This is a genomic window from Mesorhizobium sp. WSM4935, assembly GCF_029625735.1.
GTDB lineage: Bacteria > Pseudomonadota > Alphaproteobacteria > Rhizobiales > Rhizobiaceae > Mesorhizobium.
Window position 1 is genome coordinate 173,574 of sequence record NZ_JARTVR010000007.1, and the last position, 16,582, is coordinate 190,155.

The window sequence follows — 16,582 nt, forward strand, 5'->3', positions numbered from 1 at the left end:
CTGCTGATCTCCCCTACAGGTGCGAGATTGGCAGCTTCACCGCCCCACTTTCGAAATCACCCTTTTCTCCACCTCCGGCTCCAGCGATTCCGCGAAGGGCGTGGCCAGATGGTGCTGATCGCGGAAGGCGAGCTTGCCGTCGATGAAGACATGGCAAATGGTGGCGCTGCAGAAACGGTCGGTGAGGTCGACGTAAGCCGCGTTGGGGATGCTGTCGACGATGTCGCGTTCTACCGCGGCCATGGCATCGTTGGCGGCATAGGCCCGCGTCTGGTCGCAGCGCGAGGGCGTTTCGTTTCGCCAAAGCGCCCGCGCCACGCAGGTGTCGACATTGGCGTTGTTGAACGGCACGTCGCGGATGAAGGCTACCTTGAGGCCGGCCCGGCTCAGGCTGGTGAGCGTTGAGCGCAGGCCCGCACGCCAGTCGGCGTCCTGGCTGTCCGTGTCGCCTGCGCGCCCCGCCATTTTGCGCCCGCTGGTCAGCGCTAGCTCCGAGATGACCACCAGCGCCGGCCTCGCCTGGATGATTTCGTTGATCGCCTGCTCGCGCCAGCGGTCGCACTCGCTATAGGGACGCTTGAGCTCGGACGACCACACGCTGATGCGCGAGGCGCGGCAGGAGTTCTTCAGCCAGGTCACCACCCGGTAGCCGTTTTTTCGACCCGCCTCGATCAGCGGCGTCGACCAGTGGTCGGCGTGGGAATCGCCGAAGAGAGCGATGACGCGCGGCCCGTCGCCGAACACGCAAGGGGTCGGCGTCACGCTCTGATAGTCCTGCACGCAGCCCGCTTTGGCCCGGGCTGTGGACGGTTCCGCGGCACTCGCCGCGATGATGCGTTGTTCCGGATCGAGGTCGTGCACGGCGAGCCTAGCATTGCCGTAGGCGGCTGCGACGCCGGTGCCGGTCAGGAGGAGGGCCGGCACCAGCGCCCGCGCCGCATTGGCCATCAGCCAGCCGTTGCGACGGATCGGGTTTTCGACGAGGTGGTAGCTAAGCGCGGACAGCGCCAGCGTCAGCGCAAGGCAGTAGAGCCGCTCGGCGGGCGTCAGTTCCGGCACCAGCATGCCGGCATAGACGATGACCGGCCAATGCCAGAGATAGAGCGAATAGGAGAGCTTGCCGATCCATTGCAAAGGCGGCAGCGCCAGGGCGGCGTTCACGTAGTTCCGTTCGGAATTGCGTGGACGAGGAGTGCCGTCCCTGGCGCCGGCCGCTCCCGCCTTGAGCAGAAGGACCGTACCGACCACAGGCAGAAGCGCCAGAAAGCCGGGGAAGGGAGCGTCCTCGCTGAAGGTGAGATAAGCGGCCCCGATCATCGCCAGTCCGGTCAGGCTTAACGCCCGCCCCAGCCGCGGGCGCTCCTGCAATAGCCGCGTCGGCACCATCGATGCGAGGCCGCCGGCGGCAAATTCCCATGCGCGCAGCGGCGAAAAGTAGAAGGCCCAGGGCTGCGAGACGCTCGTCAGCCAGGCGCAGAGAACAAAGGAAGCGAGGCCGACAGCGGCGATCGCGACCACGATGGCGCGTTTGCCGGGCTTCATCCACCAGGCCAGCATCAGGAGCGCCGGCCAGGCGAGATAGAATTGCTCCTCGACCGACAGCGACCAGTAGTGGATGAACGGATTGCTGGTGGCGTCATTGGCGAAATAGTCGAACGACCAGCGGATCAGCCACAGATTGATCATATAGGCCGAGGCGAACATCGCGCCCTTGGAATAGAGCGCCTGTTCTTCCGGCGACAGGATGACTGCGCCCGCGGCAAGCGTCGCCGCGATAACGAGAAGCGCCGCCGGCAGCAGGCGCCGCGCGCGCCGGGCATAGAAACGCAACAGATCGAGCCGGCCGGTATCGGAAATCTCGGCGACAAGATGGCGGGTGATCAGGTAGCCCGAGATGACGAAGAAGATGTCGACCCCGGCAAAGCCGCCGGGCAGCGCGGTCAGGCCGAAATGGAAGGCGACCACGCCCGCCACGGCTAGCGCCCGCAACCCTTCTATGTCGGGTCGAAAATCCTGCGCCGATGCTGACACGAACACGAACCTCGTAATGTCCGTTCGTATCCCGCCTGCTACAAAGCCTCGTCCCTATGGTCCGATATCGCAATGCAACAAATCTAACGCAGTGCAACATAAGGGGAGGTGGATTGACCATTCGCCGAGAATGGCCGGGATTTGCAGAACAATGATCTGAGGTTACTGCCGGAAGCCTTGCCCGCGCGGACCGTGGCCTTGGATCCGCGCGGGAAACGCCGCCCCGCCGGCGGCGCCCAGCCCCAGCCCTCGGGCTGGCCGGGTGGTTTGGCCCTCCGGCGGCTGCTCTTCCCCGTCGATCCCGGATGGTGAACCGGCTATGGGGCCGCCGGGATGGCTTTGTCTTACGCGGTTACGGACCAAAATCGCCGAGCGCGGCTCCCGCAATTGCTCTAGAAGTGAAGATCCAGCGGTTGCGGATAGGCTTGGCCCGGGTCGGCGTCCTTCGCCGTCGGGCCCGCCGAGGGCGCGATGCCGCCGGTGGCCGTCTGATCGAGCGGCGGCCGGCTTTTCTCGTGGCCGATCTTTGTCTCGGTCTGCCGGATTTTTGTTTTGGCCTCGGCGGCTTGCGACAGCGCAAGCGCCATGACAAGCGCGGATAGAACGAGTTTCATGACGGCTCCCCTGTATTCATCCCGAATGCATTCATCCCGAAGCGACCCTAGCGGTGGTCACCGGGTCGCAAAGACGGCGCGCGTGGAATGCAGTGGAATTCTTTGGATTTCCTGTAACATTAGGGAGTGGAAATAAGAGTAGCCGGCAATGCAGGCCGTTTGCCGGCGCTGAGCGAAATCGTGGGCAATTCGTCTGTTCCCGCCAGATGCCGAAATGCTCTGGCGGCGAAAGGCGTCGAGGGACTTGTGGCATGGCGCAGCACGTCGCGCAAAAATTAAGGCTGACTTCGGCCTTGCTGGGTACGGTGACCCGCAAGGATCTCGCGGCGGCGTTCCGCGCCGTCAATCCCAGAACGGCATTCGACCTCGGCCGCGCCGACAAGTGGCTGCAGGGTCGGGCTCATCCGCGCGAGCTCAGTGTCTACGAGGACTGGGCAAAGCTGCTGCAACTGGAGCAGCCCGGCGTGTGGATCGCCGAGAGCGATCTGCCGAGCTTCACCGCCGCCGTCTGCGCCCGTCACGGTATGGACCGGGGCGCGCTCGAACGGCTCGCCGCGCAGCAGTTCGAGACTTCCGCACATGACGACCGCGCCCAGAGCATCGCATTGATCGGGAGCTATGCCTGCTATTCGCGTGCCTGGTCGCCCTACTATCGCGGTCAGCTTATCAAGGGCAGCCTGTCGATCGAAGGGGGGCCGGGCGTGCACGGCCTTACCGCCCATTACCGTGAGGCCTTGCCGACCGGCCAGCTCGTTCTGGGCGGCCCCGTGACGCCCGCGAAGCGCGGCCTGTACGTCCATGTCAGGGAGGTCGGCGGCGATGCCCAGTTCTTCTTCAGCCTGTTCCCCCAGTCACAACCGGGCAGCGTGCTCGGCGGCTATATGTGCGGTACGGCCATCATTGGCCCGGAGGCGCAGCCCTCGTTTACCAGGATCCTCATGGTGCGCCTGCGCGATCCGGTGCCCGGCGCCCCCGCATGGGGAGGATATCTGCTTCCGCAGGGATCGATCGCCGCCGACCTGGCCGCGCTCGGCATAGCCATCGAAAATCCGGAGGCCGTCGACCGGCTGGTCAGCCGGTTTCTGGGCGCCGACGGCGAGGGCGACGTCGGCCAAATCCCGCCGGCTGAGTTCCGCGCCATCCTCGACAGGTTCGACCGCCACTGGCTGCGGCACGCCGGCTAACCCGGGACCGTCGTGGCAGTCCAAGGCCCGGGCCCGATCTGACGCTTCGGCTCCTAACCGGCCGGCGCCGAGAGCCTCGCCGGCCAGATTTCTCCCCGCCTGATTTTCATCGCCAGATTCTTGTCGCTTGACGCGGCGGGTGCGGAGCATAGTTGCTGTCCCGATCTCATCGTCAACCGGATCGAGGCAGTTGATGAAGAAGCCATATTGCAAACCGACGCTGGCCAGACGTAACAGGCTTTCGGCGGCGACCGCAGCCGTGCCGTCCTCCGGCTTCACGTTCTGAGATTTGGCTCGATTGATTTAAGGCAAGCTGTTCTTAAGCTGGAAGCCTTGCCGGCCAGGAGCGGGCGGTACACTGCGCAGGTGCCCGCCCGTCCGGCGCCGCCGCCAAGCTGCTGAAACCCCGTCCGTCCCCAACAGCAACGGTCATGGCGTGACCAGTGGTTGCGGAGTGCCATTGGCGAGGGGGCCTGTCAACGCCCGCCGGCGAGCGGCCCGGGAGCGTCTTTTTAGCCGCCTTTTCGTGCCCGAAACACGCTTTGCAGCCATGCCGGAACCAAGGCGAAGAGCCGCGAAATGGCGGAATTCTGGGCTTTCCGATGTCCGGCAGGCCGCGCCGCACATATATGCTTATCCACTTGAATAGGCTGATTTTTCGCCGGCCGGCATGTCTCTTCGACCCCGACTTTTTTTGGGTGCAATTCGGCAGCGCAGCATCGGCGCCCTTGGCGGCGGGGTTCCCCCAGAGACGGCACCGGAGGCATCTGTGAGCCGTTTTCATGATCCGCCCATGAAAGACGTGATAGAGTGTCGCCAGCGAGTGGGGGAAGTTGCGATGGCCAATCGGTTGTTCGACGTTCTTGCCAGACGGCGGTCATGGCTGGATCGGGTCGCATTGGGGCTGCTTGTCTTCCTGGCGACCTTAGTCGCGGCGCTGATGGGCGGCGCCAGCGCCTAAACTGCGACGCGGCAAAGCGGTCGCCCTATTTCCTGTGTCCGATCGCCTTGAATTCGAAGATCGCGGGCCTGAGCCTCACTGGCCGCGGCCGCTCGGTGAGGTCGACGACACGGACCCACTTGTCGGCGCCGGCGCGCAGGGTGATTTTCTGGCCAAGCGCCTTCTCGGCCGCCTCGAAAGGTGTCTTGGCCTCTGCCGAATGGACCGCGACGACGGCTTCGCCGTCCATTTCCTTGACGCGGTAGGTTTTCATGCGCGTCTCCAGGGCGTCCGCCGTTTCGCTTCCTGCGCGAGCGCGTTAGATATTAGAAATATTGAATAAAAGGCAAGGCGACCAGACCCGGCATCGTCTGATCGAGGAAGCCAGAGTTTAGCCTATTTATTGATGGGCGCGCTGTAGCCGCGCAGGCCCGTTCCGCTGCAGCCCTGGCAGGAAACCCGTTGTCCCGGGCAATTGTCGCGCAACGCGCCGGCGGGGCAACACGTGCCGTTCGATGCTACCTGTTTCTCGCACTCGAACACCTTGCCGGCGCCCAGGCACCGGGGGCAGGTGAACTTCCTGAATTCGCTCAAGGAGAGCCTCCGGCTGTTTCACAGGCGCCCGGCACCGCGCTGACCGTGCCGCGGGTTCCATGACAGACACGGTTTGTCCTGCGTACGGCGATGTAGGTTAGTAATCGCTACTGTGATGGAGGTATCGCCTGCAACGCACGGTTGGCTCCTGGTGTTGCGGTGGCGTATCAGGACATGGGTTTCCCACCACTGTGAGATGAGGGAGGGGAAAGGCGGCACACCTCTCTCACCAGCCCGCGCAGCCAGCGATGCGCCGGATCGGCCTCGAGCCTCGGATGCCAAAGAAGCGAGATCGTCAGCGCAGCGAGCTTCACCGGCAGCGTGAAGGTGAACAGCCCGTCGCGCAATGTGCCGGTATAGCGCTCCGGCACGGTGGCGATGAGGTCGGAGCTGCGCGCCAATGCCAGCGCCTCGGCAAAGCCGCCGACGACGGTGACGACTGTCCGCGTCAGTCCGGCAAGTTCCAGTGCGTCGTCCGCCGGGCCGCGATCCAAGCCGCGACGCGAGATCATTATATGCCGGCCGGCGGCGAAGCGGGCGGCGGTAATGCGGCCTTCGCTTAACGGATGGCCGGCGCGTACGACGCCGACGAAGCGGTCGCGGAACAGCGCCTGCGCGCGCACCTCCGGCCCGGTCGAGCCGCCGACCACGCCGGTCTCCAGATCGACCGTGCCCTCGCGCATCGGGCCGCTGTCCTTGTCGGGCTTGGGCACGAAGCGCAACTGCACGCCCGGCGCTTCCTCAGCCACGCGGGCAAGCAGCGCCGGGCCGAAATTCTCCACGAAGCCGTCGCTGTTGCGGAGCGTGAAGCTGCGGGTGAGCCGCGTAAGGTCGAGCCGCTCGGCGGGCCGCAGCACCGCTTCCGCCTCCTTCACCAGCCGGCCGACCTCAGCGCCGAGTTCGACAGCGCGCGGCGTCGGCACTAGGCCGCGCCCGGCGCGCACCAGTAGCGGGTCGCCGGTCGCGGCGCGCAGCCTCGCCAGAGCCCGGCTCATCGCCGAGGGGCTGAGCTTCAGGCGCCGCGCGGCTCGGGCGACGCTGCCTTCGGCAAGCAGCACATCCAGCGTGACAAGCAGGTTGAGATCGGGTCGCGGCATGGCGCGACCATAGCATGGATAATCCAAAGAGGCATGGCGTCCGACGCACTGTTCAAGTGTAAATGCTGCGCGTTCCGCCATATCACCCGCCCGCTTATCTTCCCGGCGAGTTCAGCCGAAGGAGAAGAAATCATGGCCGACATCGCCGAAAACCGCGCCGCGACCGGAAGCCATTCGACGGCGTGGGCGCTGGCCAGCCTGTCGCTTGCCATGCTCGTCTCTTCGCTCGCCACCAGCATCGCCAATGTCGCGCTGCCGACGCTGAGCGTGGCCTTCGCGGCGTCCTTCGCGGCGGTGCAATGGGTGGTGCTCGCCTATCTGCTCGCCATTACCGCGCTGATCGTCAGCGTCGGGCGTCTCGGCGATCTCGTCGGTCGCCGGCCGCTGCTGGTCGCGGGTCTCGCGCTGTTCAGCGCTGCTTCGCTCGCCGCAGCGCTCTCGCCGGCGCTGCCGCTGCTGATTGCCGCGCGTGCCGCGCAAGGGCTGGGCGCTGCAGTGATGATGGCGCTGACCGTCGCTTTCGTCGGCGAGACGGTGCCGCAGCAGCGCACCGGCAGCGCCATGGGCCTGCTCGGCACCATGTCGGCGATCGGCACCGCACTCGGGCCTTCGCTCGGCGGCATGCTGATCACTGCTCTGGGCTGGCGCTCGATCTTCCTCCTCAATACCGGGCTCGGCGCCGTCGCGCTGCTTGCCGCCTGGCGCTTTCTGCCAGCGGCGATGCCCGCCGACGAAGCGGCGGAGACCGTCCGTCGGGCGGCAACCGCAAGGACCCGCTTCGATATGCTTGGCACGCTGCTGCTCGCCGCCACACTTGTCGCTTACGCGTTATCCATGACCATGGGGCGGAGCCATTTCGGCGGCCTGAACATGGCGCTGCTCGGCATGGCCATAGCCGGTGCGGCGCTGTTCGTTGTTGCCGAGGCCAAGGTGGCGTCGCCGCTGGTCAAGCTTGCGTTGCTGTTTAGTCCGGTCCTGGCGCCCAGCCTCGCCATGAACGCGCTGGTCTCGACGGTGATGATGGCGACGTTGGTCGTCGGCCCGTTCTTCCTGTCGCGGGCGCTGGATTTAAGCGAAGCGGCGACCGGTGCTGTACTGTCGATCGGTCCAGTGGTCTCGGCACTATGCGGCGTCATTGCCGGGCGCATCGTCGACCGCCTCGGCGCGGCGGCGATGGTGGTTGCCGGGCTGGCGCTGATGGCAGCCGGTTGCGTTGCGCTCGCCGCGTTGCCCAGCCTCTTCGGCATTGCCGGCTACGCGGCGGCGATCATGCTTTTGACGCCCGGGTATCAGCTCTTCCAGGCGGCCAACAACACGGCGGTCATGGCCGGTATCGAGGGAGCCGACCGCGGCGTGGTGTCGGCCATGCTCGGCCTCTCGCGCAATCTGGGGCTGATCACCGGCACGGCGGTTATGGGCGCGGTGTTTGCGTTTGCCGTCGGCGCGCAGGACATTGCCGGCGCCGCGCCGGAAGCCGTCGCCGGCGGCATGCGGTTTGCGTTCGCGGTGGCGGCTGGGTTGGTCGTTGTCGCGATGGCGATTGCGGTGGCAGGAGGTTTGCGAAAGCGTTGACGCGCGTGTCTCGCCCCCTCGAAGGACCCGCAGAGGGGTGATCTGCAGCTCATTGGACTTCGCTCCGCTACAACCCCATATTGAATCGAAGGAGCTTTGAGCGTGAGACTCGCGCGGGCAGCCCTTCTTGCAGCGGCCTTCGTGGCCGCCGCGGCTTTTTTCCCCGCCTCCTCGGCCGCACCGGCGGGGGAGAAGGTCGCCTTGAATATCGCCATAGACGGCGCCATCGGTCCGGCGAGCGCGCGCCAGCTGAAAGAGGCGCTCAAGGCGGCGACCGAGCGCAAGGCTGCGGTGCTCGTCCTGCAGCTCGACACGCCGGGCGGCCTGGTCACCTCGATGCGCGAGATGATCGCCGATATCCTGGCCTCTCCCGTTCCCGTGATCGGCTACGTCGCGCCGGCCGGCGGCCATGCGGCAAGCGCCGGAACCTATATCCTCTACGCCACCCACGTCGCGGCGATGGCGCCCGGCACCAATCTGGGAGCGGCGACACCGGTCGAGATCGGCGGGCTGCCCTCGTTTCCCGGCGGCGAGAAGGACGAGAAAGGCACCGACCCGATGATGGCCAAGGTGACCAATGACGCGGTGGCGCTGATCCGTTCGCTCGCCGAGTTGCGCGGGCGCAACGGCGATTGGGGCGAGAAGGCCGTGCGCCAGGCGGCAAGCCTTTCGGCAAGTGCGGCATTGCAGGAACATGTCATCGACTTCGTCGCGCGCGACACGGCCGAGCTCCTGCAACTAGCCGATGGCCGCACCGTCGACGTGGCTGGCAAGAAGCAGGTACTGGCGACGAAGAGTCTTGCCGTCGAGACGCTCGATCCCGACTGGTTCATCCGGCTTCTCGCGGTCATCACCGATCCCAACGTCGCCGTCATCCTGATGCTGCTCGGCTTCTATGGCCTCGTCTTCGAGGTGACGAGCCCCGGAGCGGTGGCGCCCGGCGTGATCGGCGCCACCTGCCTCGTGCTCGCGCTCTACGCGCTGGATCTCTTGCCGATCAACTATACCGGGCTGGTTCTGATGCTGCTCGGCGTCGCCTTCCTCATCGTCGAGGCCTTCAATCCAACGGTCGTGCTGGGGCTCGGCGGCGCCATTGCCTTCCTGCTCGGCGCAGCCATGCTGCTCAAGGTCGAGGGACCGGGCTTCGCCATATCGTGGGCCATCATTGGCCCTGCCGCCGCGCTGACGCTGGGGCTCGCGCTGTTTGCCGGCAGCTACCTCTGGGCGGCGCGGCGCAATCCGCCGCGCACCGGCGGCGATGCCATGCGCGGCCAGCCCGCCGAAGTCCTCGACTGGGAAGGCCGCGAGGGCCATGTGCTGGCGCTCGGCGAGCGCTGGCGGGCAAAGGCGGATGAACCGGTAGCGCCCGGCGACAGCGTCGAGGTGACTGCCGTCAGCGATCTCGTGCTGACGGTGCGGCGGCGCGGCGCGGCGAAAGACGGGGCCGGCACCCGAAGGGCGGCAAAGGACGGAGCAAAACAATGACAGTCGGTTATGTGGCCTATCTGATCCTTGCGCTGCTGGTGATCATGTTCCTGTCGGCGGCAATCCGCATCCTCAGGGAATATGAGCGCGGCGTGGTCTTCACGCTTGGCCGTTTCACCGGGGTCAAGGGGCCGGGCCTCATCATCCTTGTTCCCTTCATCCAGCAGATGGTGCGTGTGGATCTGCGCGTGATCGTGCAGGACGTGCCGCCGCAGGACGTGATCTCGCGCGACAACGTCTCGGTGAAGGTCAACGCGGTGCTCTATTTCCGCATCGTCGACGCCGAGCGGGCGATCATCCAGGTCGAGAATTTCCTGACCGCCACCAATCAGCTGGCGCAGACCACGCTGCGCTCGGTGCTCGGCAAGCACGACCTCGACGAGATGTTGGCCGAGCGCGACAAGCTCAACAACGACATCCAGGAGATCCTCGACCAGCGCACCGACGCCTGGGGCATCAAGGTCTCCAATGTCGAGATCAAGCATGTCGATCTGAACGAGAGCATGATCCGCGCCATCGCCAAGCAGGCCGAGGCCGAGCGGCTGCGGCGCGCCAAGGTCATCAACGCCGACGGCGAGCAGCAGGCCGCGGCCAAGCTGGTCGAGGCCGGCCGCATGCTGGCCGAGGAGCCACAGGCCATGCAGCTGCGCTATTTCGAGGCCCTGCACGACATCGCCGGCGAGCGCTCCTCCACGGTGGTCTTCCCGCTGCCGGTGGATTTGCTCAGGCAGTTTTTGCACGGGGAGGGTGGGGGCGGAAGCGCAGGCGGCTGAGTGACGAGTGCGTGATGCGGTCGCCGGAACTGCCAATCTTCCCCCATGCGGGGGAGATGTCCGCAGGACAGAGGCGGGTGCTGTCCCGCCGGCGTATAGCGGACCGCAGTCACGTACTCTTGCAAGTTATCGGTATGTGTAAGGTTGACCCCCCCCCCCGCCTTGCCCAGGCATCTCCCCCGCAAGGGGGGAGGTCACGCACTCCGCCGACGGCACTTCTCTTAAATCAACTTCTCCAGCGTGATCGGCAGATCCCTTACCCGCTTCCCCGTGGCGTGGAACACTGCATTCGCGATTGCCGGCGCCACCCCGACAATGCCGAGCTCGCCAACGCCCTTGCCGCCGAGGGCGGAGGAGTGCGGGTCGGGGATGCCGACCGAGATCGTCTGGATGTCGGGAATGTCGGCATTGGTCGGCAGCATGTAGTCGGCGAAATTGGAGTTGACGATGCGGCCGTGTCGGCGATCGACGATGCCTTCCTCGAGCAGCGCCTGGCCGATGCCCATGATGATGCCACCATTCCACTGGCTCTCCGCCAGCTTCGGGTTGTAGAGCCGGCCCGAATCCAGGGCCGACACCACGCGCGAGACGCGTACCGTGCCGAAATCCTCGTCGACCCGCACCTCGACGAAATGCGCGCACCAGGAATAGCGCGAATAGTCGCCCTCAGTGTGCGGCAGCGCCATGGCGATGGTGGTGTAGTTGTTGTAGCGCTGCTCCGGCGTGAAGCTCGGCGGAACGGTGTCGCCCTTGGCCTCGATCCGCTCGCGGCCGAGCATGCTCATCAACTCGGCGATCGCCAGCTCCGGCCCGTCGCCGCGCGGCGAGGCGATGCGGCCGTTCCGCATCACCAGCGTGTTCGCCTGCAACCCATGGAAGGGCGAGCGCGGATCGGAGAGCGCCAGCCCGATCAGTTCGTCCAGCGCCTGGCCTGCCGCCTTGTAGACGGCCCCGGTCATGACGCCGGCTAGGCGCGAGCCGCCAGTGACGCCGGCGCGGGCGAAATGCGAGTCACCGAGCTTCACCCAGACTTGGCTTACCGGCACGCCGAGCGTTTCGGCGGCGGTCTGCGCCAGGATCGTATAGGTGCCCTGGCCCATGTCGATGGAAGAGCTTTCGACCTCGACGGAACCGTCGGCCAGGAGCTTCACCACAGCCTCGCCATGGGCGCGCCGCACCGGATAGGTGCCGGCCGCCACGCCCCAGCCGATGAGCTGGCGGCCTTCGCGCATCGAGCGCGGCTGCGGCGAACGTTTCGCCCAGCCAAAGGCTTCAGCGCCGGCGGCAAAGGCTTCGCGCAACTGCCGTGTCGACCACGCCTTTTTCGCATGCGGATCCTGTTCGGCATAGTTGATCAGCCGCATCTCCAGCGGATCCAGCCCAAGCTCATGGGCAAGCTCGTCGATGGCGCATTCGATGCCGAAGGCGCTCGGATTCTCGCCCGGCGCGCGTTTTGCTCCCGGCACCACCGTATTCACCCGCACGACATTCTGCTTCGAGGAGAAATTCGGCGTGGCGTACATGATCGAGGTGACGGAGCCGAGCGGCTCGACCCACATGCCGTCGACCGCCGTCTCGTTTACGCCGCGATGCACGATAGACTGGATGCGGCCCGTCTTGTCGGCACCGATCGCCACCGTCTGGCGCGTCGCGGCGCGGCCGCCATAGGAGGTGAAATTCTGCGGGCGGTTAAGCACCAGCTTCACCGGCCGTCCGAGCATCTTGGCCGCTGCAGCCGCCACCGCGCTGTGCGCCAGCGCCAGCGCCTTGGAGCCGAAGCCGCCGCCGATATAGGGCGACACCAGCCGTACCTTCTCGAATGGTATGTCGAACCATTCGGCATAGGTGCGCGCCATGCCGTCGAGCCACTGGCTCGGCTCCCAGACGGTCAGCTCGTCGCCTTCCCAGCGCGCGATCAGCCCGTGCGGCTCCATCGCCGCCTGGAACTCGCGCGGCGTGTTGTAGGCCGCGCAGATGCGCACCGGGGCGGCGGCGAAGGCGGCCTGGGCGTCGCCCCATTCCTTGGTCATGGCGTCGATCGGGATGCCGTCGCCTGCGTTGCCGTCGCTCAGGTCGACGATGGCCGGCGCCTCGTCATACCAGACCTTGACGAGCGCGGCCGCTGCCACTGCTTGCTCGAAGGTCTCGGCCACCACGGCCGCGACATGCTGGCCGGAGAAGGTGATCTCGCGGGCGAGGGGACAGTAGGCCGACAATGCCGGCGGATTGCCGAACCAGTCCGACGCGCCCTTCAGTTCCATGATGGTGTCGGGCGTCAGCACGGCGAGCACGCCGGGCGCGGTCTCGGCCGCGCGGGCGTCAATCGCCGTGACCTTGCCGGCGGCAATCGTTGCGCCGACCAGCACCGCATGCGCCAACCCTTCGAGCTGCTGCTCGAAGGCGTAGTGGGCCGCGCCGGTGATCTTGGCCGGGCCGTCGACGCGCGACAGGCGTCCGCCGACCGCTTCGAGGCGCGCGCTGTCGGACGCGGCGTGTTTCATGTCATGAACGGTCATGCCGTCTCTCCCAATTTGAGGATGGCGCGCGCGATCACACGCGGCGCCAATGCGATCTTGTAGTGGTTGGCGCCATGGTCGACGGCGCCCTGCATGGCGAGCTCGCTCGCCTCGCGGATCGTCGCTTCGTCGAGCGCTTTGCCTTTCAGCGCGTCCTCGACGGCGCGCGCCCGCCACGGCTTGGTGGCGACGCCGCCAAGCGCGACACGGATGTCTCGGATGGTGCGTCCGTCGCCTTCAAGTTCCAGTCCGACCGCTGCACTTGCCGCCGCGAACTCATAGGACTGGCGGTCGCGTACCTTGATGTAGGTCGAGCGTCTGGCCGCGGCCGAGCCAGGAATCTCGATGGCCGTGATCACCTCGCCCGGACGGATATCGTGCTCCTGCTCGGCCGTCGCGCCGGGGGCAAGGAAGAAGTCCTCGACCTTGAGCCGCCGCTCGCCGAGATCGACCTCGGCGTCGAAGGCGACGAGCGCTACGGCGAGATCCCCCGGATAGGTGGCGATGCACGCCTCGCTCACGCCGAGCACCGCATGGCCGCGCGTCACGCCGCCGATCGCCGAGCAGCCGCTGCCCGGCTCACGCTTGTTGCACGCCGGGAAATTGGCGGGATCGCGGAAGTAGGGACAGCGCGTGCGCTGCATCAGGTTGCCGCCGATCGTCGCCATGTTGCGCAATTGCGCCGACGCCGCCTGCCAAAGCGCTTCCGAGACCGCCGGAAACAAGCTCTTCACTTCGGCATGGTCGGCGACGTGGCTCATCTTCGCCAGCGCGCCGATCAAAGCGCGGTCGGCGGTGACGTCGATAGCGTTGAGCCCTTCGATATGGCTGATGTCGATGACGGTGGCGGGTTCCACGACGCCACATTTAGCGAGGTCGATGAGCGTCGTGCCGCCGGCGAGCAGCATGGCACCGGGAAGGGCGGCCGCGTTGCGCGCAGCCTCGATATTGTCGGCGCGGAGGTAGGAAAAATCTCTCATCAGCGCAGCTCCTGTGCCGCCTGGCGGACAGCGGCGACGATATTTGGATAGGCGCCGCAGCGGCAGAGATTGCCGGCCATGTATTCGCGGATTTCCTCGTCGGAGCCGGCATGGCCCTCGCGGATGCAGGCCACCGCCGACATGATCTGGCCCGGCGTGCAATAGCCGCACTGGAAGGCGTCCTGCTCGAGGAAAGCCGCCTGCACGGCGTGCAGCGTGCCGTCCTCGTCCGCGAGCCCCTCAATGGTGGTGATCGTGCGGCCTTCGACCTGGGCCGCCAGCGTCAGGCAGGCCAGCACCCGCTCGCCGTCGACATGGACGGTGCAGGCGCCGCACTGGCCATGATCGCAACCTTTCTTGGTGCCGGTGAGATGGAGCCGTTCGCGCAATGCGTCGAGCAGTGTCACGCGCGGCTCGATCTCGAGCGCGTGGTCGCGGCCGTTGATGGTGAGACGGAGGGAAAGCGTGGTGGGACTGGGGGTTAAGCCCTTGGTGGCAACGCCATTCCTGAAATGGCCGTCTTCGGGAGGATCGATGATGATCTGGCTGGTCATGGGGCGTCGGGCTCCGATTGCTGGACGCTAGGATGGAAATGGGACTTGGGAGGGGAGGGGCAAGACATAGAAGCTGCTAATCTCCCTCATGGGGAGATCACGCTCTCATCGACACGTGACATACCGCTTCCCCTGGTTATATGATAAAAGCACTCCACTAAAGCGGAGGTGCCTCCGTTTATTTAACTGGGGTCTGGCCGGTCATGGTTCAACCCCCATATTGCGTTGGTGGAGAAAAAAGTGCCCGAGCAGGAAATGACCACCGAAGCGACCCGCGACGCGCCGGCGCAAAAGCCGTTGCGCGCCGATGCGCAACGCAACCGCGACAAGCTTGTCGAGGTGGCGGCGCAAATGTTTGCGAGCGACGGCGTCGACGCCTCGCTCGAGGAGATCGCCAGGCGGGCAGGGGTCGGCATCGGCACGCTCTACCGGCATTTCCCGACGCGTGAGCACCTGGTCGAGGTGGTCTATCGCCGCGAAGTGGAAGGGCTCTGCCACGCCGCCGCCGAACTTGCTCGGCTGCATCCGGCCGATGTCGCGCTGGAACTCTGGATGCAGCGTTTCGTCGACTACATCGCCACCAAGCGCGGGCTGGCCACCAGCCTGCGTTTGTTGCTCGCCACAAACTCGACGCTGTTCTCCGACACCTCCGGCCGTGTCTCCGGCGCCATGCGAGGCCTGATCGAGGCCGCCGCCGCTGATGGAAAAATCCGCGCCGATGTCGACGCTTCCGATGTCATGCATGCACTCGGCGGCATCTATTCCGCGCCGAACACGCCCGACTGGCGCGAGCGGTCGGGGCGGCTGGTGAAGCTGCTGATGGACGGGTTGCGGTTCGGGGCGAAGGGCTGAGGCGCCGAAGCTGCCAATCTCCCCGCTTGCGGGGGAGATGTCCGGCAGGACAGAGGGGTGCTGTCCCGCCGACATTTCCACGACTGGCATTCCCCGACCCGCGGCCTACATAGTCGGCACCATCCTCCCTCCCTCCCAAAAGGAACCTCCCATGCCTGAACAGCTCAAGCTCAACGACGGCTCGACCATCCCGCAGATCGGGCTCGGTGTGTGGCAGGTCGATCCGGACATCACCGTCAAGGTCGTGCGCTGGGGGATCGAGGCCGGCTACCGGCTGATCGACACCGCCGAGGGCTACCGCAACGAGGAGGGCGTCGGCGAGGCGATCCGTTCGGCCGGCGTGCCGCGATCCGAACTCTTCATCACCTCCAAGCTGCGCAACGGCGGGCATCAGCGCGATGCTGCGCTGCGCGCCTTCGACGACACGATGCAGAAGCTCGGCATCGACCAGATCGATCTTTTCCTCATCCACTGGCCCGTGCCCAGCCAGAACAAATATGTCGAAGCCTGGAAGGCGCTGGTCGAACTGCAGAAGGCCGGGCGCATCAAGTCGGTCGGCGTCTCGAACTTCAACCAGGACCATCTGGAGCACATCATCGGCGAGACCGGCGTGACGCCGGTCGTCAATCAGATCGAATTGCACCCGCGCTTCCAGCAACGCGACAAGCGCGACTTCCACAAGAAGCACAACATCCATATCGAAAGCTGGAGCCCACTGGGCAGCGGCCGGCTGCTTGCCGACCCGACGTTGGAAAAGATCGCCGCAAAGCACGGCAAGTCGGTCGCGCAGGTGATCATCCGCTGGCATCTGCAGGAAGGGCTGATCGTCATTCCGAAGTCGATCCACCAGGAACGCATCGCCGGTAATTTCGACGTCTTCGATTTCGAGCTGGACGCGGACGACATGCAGACCATCCGCCGCATGGACTCCGCCGACGGCCGAACCGGACCGAATCCGGCGACGGCGGCGTTTATGTTCTGAGGGCCTAGGCTCCCCTTGTCCCACTTTGGCCCACAAGGGAGAGAAGGGGAAGCTGCGCCTAAATCCCCTCGCCATCCACCAGCGGCACGTCGTCGCCCTCCCAGGGGCTGGGCATCGAACCGCGCCCCGCGGTCGGCAGCGGCATCCAGCATCTGAGCTCCGGTTCTGCATATTCGACGATACGGCCGGGCGAGGAATCCGACGCCCGCCAGCCTTCATCGCCGTACTGATCGGCGCGCGACCAGTAGGCCATGTCGACCTCGGCCGGTCCCTGCTCGGAGGAACGCACCGTCACCAGGATGCGGCTGCCGTCCCGCGGCGCGCTCGCCATGTTGCGCCACTGTTCGGTCTCGTCCATGCGATCTCCTCCTGCCTCAAGCAACTCCAGAAAACCCGGTCGTCGCAATA

General features: G+C 66.0%; 15 protein-coding genes. 7 read left to right on the top strand and 8 right to left on the bottom strand.

Annotation, left to right across the window (positions count from 1 at the left end):
- Nucleotides 1–36: 36 nt before the first annotated feature.
- Together P9273_RS18360 and P9273_RS18365 are read right to left on the bottom strand one after the other, a co-directional pair.
- Nucleotides 37–2,037 (bottom strand): acyltransferase family protein, encoded by a 2,001-nt coding sequence (locus P9273_RS18360; protein ID WP_442920236.1) that lies wholly within the window; start codon nt 2,035–2,037, stop codon nt 37–39.
- A 386-nt stretch (nt 2,038–2,423) separates the two neighbouring features.
- Nucleotides 2,424–2,645, bottom strand: a complete 222-nt coding sequence (locus tag P9273_RS18365; RefSeq protein WP_278050169.1) for a hypothetical protein — start codon at nt 2,643–2,645, stop codon at nt 2,424–2,426.
- A gap of 251 nt (nt 2,646–2,896) precedes the next feature.
- On the opposite strand from P9273_RS18365, the gene P9273_RS18370 reads away from it, so the two are divergent.
- Together P9273_RS18370 and P9273_RS18375 are read left to right on the top strand one after the other, a co-directional pair.
- Nucleotides 2,897–3,829, top strand: a complete 933-nt coding sequence (locus tag P9273_RS18370; RefSeq protein WP_278050170.1) for a hypothetical protein — start codon at nt 2,897–2,899, stop codon at nt 3,827–3,829.
- A gap of 838 nt (nt 3,830–4,667) precedes the next feature.
- Nucleotides 4,668–4,790, top strand: a complete 123-nt coding sequence (locus P9273_RS18375; RefSeq protein ID WP_278050171.1) for a hypothetical protein — start codon at nt 4,668–4,670, stop codon at nt 4,788–4,790.
- A 25-nt stretch (nt 4,791–4,815) separates the two neighbouring features.
- On the opposite strand, the gene P9273_RS18380 is transcribed toward P9273_RS18375, so the two are convergent.
- Both P9273_RS18380 and P9273_RS18385 read right to left on the bottom strand, forming a co-directional pair.
- Nucleotides 4,816–5,043, bottom strand: a complete 228-nt coding sequence (locus tag P9273_RS18380) for a hypothetical protein (RefSeq protein ID WP_278050172.1) — start codon at nt 5,041–5,043, stop codon at nt 4,816–4,818.
- A gap of 487 nt (nt 5,044–5,530) precedes the next feature.
- Nucleotides 5,531–6,460: a LysR family transcriptional regulator gene (locus P9273_RS18385; RefSeq protein ID WP_041001436.1), complete on the bottom strand. Its 930-nt coding sequence runs from the start codon at nt 6,458–6,460 to the stop codon at nt 5,531–5,533.
- A 132-nt stretch (nt 6,461–6,592) separates the two neighbouring features.
- Here P9273_RS18385 and P9273_RS18390 point away from each other — a divergent pair, with 132 nt between their 5' ends.
- From P9273_RS18390 to P9273_RS18400, 3 genes are all read left to right on the top strand, one after another.
- The gene (locus P9273_RS18390; RefSeq protein WP_278050173.1) at nt 6,593–8,032 is read left to right on the top strand and encodes an MFS transporter; all 1,440 of its coding nucleotides are present in this window, start codon (nt 6,593–6,595) and stop codon (nt 8,030–8,032) included.
- 102 nt (nt 8,033–8,134) lie between these two features.
- On the top strand, nt 8,135–9,517 hold the full coding sequence (locus P9273_RS18395; protein WP_278050174.1) for an NfeD family protein: 1,383 nt from the start codon (nt 8,135–8,137) through the stop codon (nt 9,515–9,517).
- Nucleotides 9,514–10,290: a slipin family protein gene (locus P9273_RS18400; RefSeq protein ID WP_041001434.1), complete on the top strand. Its 777-nt coding sequence runs from the start codon at nt 9,514–9,516 to the stop codon at nt 10,288–10,290. Before P9273_RS18395 ends, P9273_RS18400 begins: the two co-directional genes overlap by 4 nt.
- Before the next feature lie 221 nt (nt 10,291–10,511).
- On the opposite strand, the gene P9273_RS18405 is transcribed toward P9273_RS18400, so the two are convergent.
- From P9273_RS18405 to P9273_RS18415, 3 genes are read right to left on the bottom strand one after another with little or no spacing between them, the layout of a single operon-like run.
- On the bottom strand, nt 10,512–12,806 hold the full coding sequence (locus P9273_RS18405) for a xanthine dehydrogenase family protein molybdopterin-binding subunit (protein WP_278050175.1): 2,295 nt from the start codon (nt 12,804–12,806) through the stop codon (nt 10,512–10,514).
- On the bottom strand, nt 12,803–13,786 hold the full coding sequence (locus tag P9273_RS18410; protein WP_278050176.1) for an FAD binding domain-containing protein: 984 nt from the start codon (nt 13,784–13,786) through the stop codon (nt 12,803–12,805). The genes P9273_RS18405 and P9273_RS18410 overlap by 4 nt, the downstream gene beginning before the upstream one ends.
- Complete coding sequence (locus P9273_RS18415; RefSeq protein WP_336619395.1) at nt 13,786–14,232, bottom strand: (2Fe-2S)-binding protein; 447 nt, start codon at nt 14,230–14,232, stop codon at nt 13,786–13,788. The genes P9273_RS18410 and P9273_RS18415 overlap by 1 nt, the downstream gene beginning before the upstream one ends.
- Nucleotides 14,233–14,595: 363 nt before the next feature.
- Here P9273_RS18415 and P9273_RS18420 point away from each other — a divergent pair, with 363 nt between their 5' ends.
- The gene (locus tag P9273_RS18420; protein ID WP_278050248.1) at nt 14,596–15,192 is read left to right on the top strand and encodes a TetR/AcrR family transcriptional regulator; all 597 of its coding nucleotides are present in this window, start codon (nt 14,596–14,598) and stop codon (nt 15,190–15,192) included.
- A 151-nt stretch (nt 15,193–15,343) separates the two neighbouring features.
- Nucleotides 15,344–16,174, top strand: a complete 831-nt coding sequence (locus P9273_RS18425) for an aldo/keto reductase (RefSeq protein ID WP_278050178.1) — start codon at nt 15,344–15,346, stop codon at nt 16,172–16,174.
- Between the two features lie 58 nt (nt 16,175–16,232).
- On the opposite strand, the gene P9273_RS18430 is transcribed toward P9273_RS18425, so the two are convergent.
- Nucleotides 16,233–16,532 (bottom strand): hypothetical protein, encoded by a 300-nt coding sequence (locus P9273_RS18430; RefSeq protein WP_041001420.1) that lies wholly within the window; start codon nt 16,530–16,532, stop codon nt 16,233–16,235.
- Between the last annotated feature and the right edge of the window lie 50 nt (nt 16,533–16,582).